We start from the raw sequence: 3,700 nt of genomic DNA, 5'->3' as shown, positions 1-3,700 counted from the left end.
GGCTGGGAGGGGACGAGGGGGCGGACGTTGCTGCCCCAGCCTGCATGACCGGTTGGAGCGGTCGGGGCGACAAGGAGACTGGTTCCGTCAGGTAGACGACTCCGACTTCGATATGACCGGCTTCGGCCCTGCCGTTATCGCTCGAAAAACGAGGGAGCAGCAGAATTGCGGCGTGAACCACCAGAGAGATGACAATTCCGACCGCGAGGGTCTTCGGCCTCATGCGTGCAATCCCCGATGGGCAAATGAATCAAATAACGAAGTTTAACGGACTCTTGCATTTATAAACGAAATCAATCCGGTTGGTCAAGCTGCGGGTCTGAAAACAGGAACACGGTGGATTGTTAGCATGACTCAATCGTTTATGTGCTGATTCTTTATCAAATTCATTGTACTTTTAGTAGATTTGAAAAAGTACATTGTTGTTTACATGGGAGGAATTGAATTGATTATGATTTTTCGCTCACGCTGCTGCCGTTTGTTCGGTTTGAACCTGGGTTTCGCTTTATTTATGTTCGGTTCGGCATTCGCTGAGGATTCTGCCCTGAGGCATTCGGGAGCGGACCTGGCCGTTCTCGAACCGGTGACCGTGGTCGGTGCGGCCGAGGAGCGGGAGACCGGCAAGAGCACCCTTTCCGAAGCGCAGATCAAGGCCCTGCCGCAGGGCAACGGCAGCATCAACGAACTGCTCACGACGCTCCCCTCGGTGCAGGCCAGCGACATGGCCAACACCTCGCTGCAGGGGGGGGAGATTACGCCTCCCCATCTGTCGATTTCCGGCGGACGATTTTATGAAAACAATTACGTGGTTGACGGCATCGGCAACAACAGCCTGCTTGACCCGGCCGCCAGCGATCCCGAGTCGATCCAGAATGTTCCGGGCCATCCCCAGGAGATGTTTCTCCACAATCGGCTGGTCGATGAGATTACCGTGTACCGCAGTAATATCTCGGCCGAATATGGCGGCTTTACCGGCGGCGTGGTTGACGTGAAAACCAAAAAACCTGCTGCCGAATTTGGCGGCGCCGTGGCTCTTCGCACGACTCGCGACAGCTGGACCCGCTTTCACCTGGATCATGACCAGGAAGAGGATTTCGAAAACTCCAACAGCAGCGAACGGCAGCCCCGGTTCAGAAAATATGACGGTGATGTCCTGCTTAACCTGCCCCTGACCGAGCGCGTGGGGCTGCTGGCGTCATATCGACGGCTTTATTCACAAATCCCCTTGCGTCATTTCGATCGAACCCGGAACCAGTCCCGGGATATGGAGACCTATTTTCTCAAATATGTGTACGACATCTCGGATCGCACCACGGCGACGGTGACCTATATTGAAACCCCTTTTTCAGAAAAGCGCTTTCGCAGCGAGGATCGCGGCAGTGAAATCCGCAACAGTTGGTATACCATCGATCGGGGGGGGTATCGGCTGGCGGGGGATCTTAACCATTTTTTCGATCTTGGTGAATTGACAGTCAAGGGCGCTCTGCGCAAAAGCGAAAATACCCGCCAGGCCCCTCAGCATTTTTATAACTGGAACGTTGCGCCCTCGGGCTGGCCTGGCGAGTGGGATAAGGATTGGGGAACCGACAAATATAGCAAGGAGGGGGGCTACGGCGACGTTCAGAGCAGCCAGGCAGGTGAGAATATTGAGCTGATTTTTACTTTCGAACCGGTACGGACCGGCCCGGTTTCCCATGAGATCAAGCTGGGCTACGGCTTTGAGCGCCTTACCGGGACCTATGAACGTGAGGATCAGACCCATATTTATTCACTCGCGCGAAATGACGCCAGCGTGAACTGCGGCGACAACTTGCTTGACTGTGTGGACGGCCAGCAGTACCTGTGGTTCAGAAGTGTGTACGAGCCCGATTCGGTCGATGAAACCATTGATCGGCACCATCTCTTCATTGAAGACCGTCTGCAGTTTCAGCGCCTCACCCTGCGCCCCGGGCTGCGGGTCGCCCGTGACAATTTCATGCAGAACACCGACCGCGACCTGCGGCTGGCCGCCACGTACGACCTGCTGGGGGACGGGGACACCCTCTTGATCGCCGGCGTCAACCGTTACCACGGGCAGTCTCTTCTTACCTACAAGCTGTCGGAAGCCAAAAAGCCCTATTACACTGAACGGCGGTCAAAAATTGCCGGCACCGATTTCCTCGGTCCCTGGGCCCTGGTGAGCCAGAACAGGGCTTTCACCCGTTATTCCGAGCTCAAAACCCCCTATTCGGACGAGCTCACCTTCGGGGTCGATCAGGCCCTGCTGGGCGGGCGCTTGAAAGTCAATTACATCGAACGGCGCGGCAAGGACGAATTTGCATCGCAGACGAGTGACAGGGATGCCCAAGGCAGAACGTTTACCACGCTGAACAATAACGGCCGCAGTGAACACGAGGAGGTCGGCATCGAGTGGGAGCGCAGCTGGAAAAAGCACTACCTCGCGCTGAACGCGACCTGGCAGCGGACCGAAACCAGCAATGAGAATTACCGGGTCGGCCTCGAAGAGGAAGAATTGATGGAGCAGGTTTATTATCACGGCGACCTGATCAACCGCATCGATCTGCCCCGGGATGACTACAATCGTGCCTACGTCGGCAACCTGGTTTACAGCGCGACGCTCCCCCACGGCTTTACCTTTACCAATCGCACCCGCTACCGCAGCGGCTACTGCTCGCTTGAAGATACCGGTGCCGACGCTCTCGGACCGAATGGCGAAGCCGTGCCGGTTTACGCCAAGTTCAAGCAGCCCGAGTCGTGGCTCTTCGACTGGGTGCTCGACTGGCGCCGCGATCTCTACCGCAAGCAAGGGATCCAGCTCAGCCTGGAAGTCTACAACGTCTTTAACCAGAAGGTTAAGGCCGGGGCCTTGGATGAAACCTACGAGATGGGGCGCCAGGTTTGGGCCGGCATGGAATACTACTTCTGAGCCGCCTCGACGCGGATGACCCCGGGCAGCTGCTGGCGGCCCCGCTGATCAAACGCGTAGAGCAGATAATCACCGGCAAAAGCCGGGGCGGCGAAGTGCAGGTCGGCCCGGGTGCCGCCGCGCAGCTTGATCTCTTCGGCGGCCAGGGGCAGGGCCCGGACGATGCCGGTTCCCTGGGCGAGTTCTAGCTGAAAGGTGTGCTCCTGGATGGCGATGTCCCTCACAGTGGAAAAGCGATCCAGGGTTCCGGTCAGTTGCGGAAATGCCGCTTCGCTGATGTCGTACCGTTGCAGATTGGTGCTGAAACTCTGGGTTAACAGCTGCCTGCCGTCGTTGTCGAGGTGAGTGACCCAGCCGCCCGGCGTGTTGATGGCCGAAACCCGCCGCGGTTTCAGCGGATCGCCGACATCGAAGACGTGCAGGCCGGCCCGGCCGTTGGCAACGTAGAGCACCTCGCCATTCAGGGAGATGTCCTGGTAGCTGGCGAAGGCCTGTTCCGGCCACGGCAGTCTTGCCGTGCCGAGTAACCGGGGGTGGTCCGGGTCGCCCAGGTCGACGATCGCCACCCCTTCTTCTTTTACCGCCAGGTAGGCCCGCTTCCCCCGGATAATCATTTTCAGAATCAAGTCGCTGGTTGCGACGAAGCCCCGGGCGCGGGGCTGCGCCGGATCGCTGACGTCGTATTGACGGATGTCTCCGTGCAGCCAGTTGGCAAAGTACAGGTAACGATCATCCATCGAGAGCACCAGATCGGTGATCAAACCGGGTACGGCG

Annotated in this window: 3 protein-coding genes; 1 reads left to right on the top strand and 2 read right to left on the bottom strand. The window is 57.9% G+C overall.

The window, feature by feature from the left end:
* A partial coding sequence (locus ABYV89_RS15460) for a hypothetical protein (RefSeq protein ID WP_432823830.1) occupies positions 1-223 on the bottom strand: 223 nt, incomplete at its 3' end.
* A 288-nt stretch (positions 224-511) separates the two neighbouring features.
* Between ABYV89_RS15460 and ABYV89_RS15455 the strand changes: the two genes are divergently transcribed.
* Entirely contained in the window at positions 512-2,926 is a 2,415-nt protein-coding gene (locus tag ABYV89_RS15455; RefSeq protein WP_432823829.1) for a TonB-dependent receptor plug domain-containing protein, read from the top strand.
* Here the strand turns inward: ABYV89_RS15455 and ABYV89_RS15450 are convergent.
* A partial coding sequence (locus ABYV89_RS15450; protein ID WP_432823828.1) for an LVIVD repeat-containing protein occupies positions 2,917-3,700 on the bottom strand: 784 nt, incomplete at its 5' end. The genes ABYV89_RS15455 and ABYV89_RS15450 overlap by 10 nt on opposite strands.

The organism is Trichloromonas sp. (genome assembly GCF_041583255.1).
Classification (GTDB): domain Bacteria; phylum Desulfobacterota; class Desulfuromonadia; order Desulfuromonadales; family Trichloromonadaceae; genus Trichloromonas.
Note: the sequence above shows the minus strand (reverse complement) of the source record. Positions and strands in the feature narration are given on the sequence as shown.